Below are 475 nucleotides of genomic sequence, written 5' to 3'. Positions count from 1 at the left end.
CCCCGGCCCGGTCGATGGGCCCCGCGCCCCATTTCCCGCCGACCGGCGGACCCATGCCGCTCGGGGTGGGTCCTCGGACCCGGCACAGATGGGTTCCGCGCCCAATGGGAAAGCAGGAGGGCGCGGGTCATGGTGGAAGCGTCATCCCGTACGTCTCCCACACCCCCCACGTCTCCCAGGAGGAACACGTGTCGCTCGACCTGCCCCGCACCGACCCCCGTGCCGCGAACCTCGCCGCGGACGAGGTCCGCCGGCGTCTGGAGCACGCCCGGACGACCAGGCTCGCGCAGCTCAAGGCGCTGGACGAAACGGGGGCCAGCCCCGGCGACCACCTGATGTCGAACCAGAAGGACGCCATCAAGCGGGTCCTGCGGGAGATCGACGAGGCCTTCGCCCGTGTCGAGGACGGCACCTACGGCACCTGCTTGGGCTGCTCGAAGCCGGTACCGCCGGAGCGGCTGGAGATCCTGCCGCA

General features: G+C 71.8%; 1 protein-coding gene. It reads left to right on the top strand.

The annotated features are described in order from the left end of the window. Positions 1-188 precede the first annotated feature (188 nt). A partial coding sequence (locus LPA54_RS37525; protein WP_228984918.1) for a molecular chaperone DnaK occupies positions 189-475 on the top strand: 287 nt, incomplete at its 3' end.

It is taken from the genome of Streptomyces sp. DH12 (assembly GCF_020873895.1).
In the GTDB taxonomy this organism is placed as follows: Bacteria; Actinomycetota; Actinomycetes; order Streptomycetales; family Streptomycetaceae; genus Streptomyces.
The sequence above is the reverse complement of the archived record's forward strand: the minus strand, read 5'-3'. Positions and strand labels throughout refer to the sequence as shown.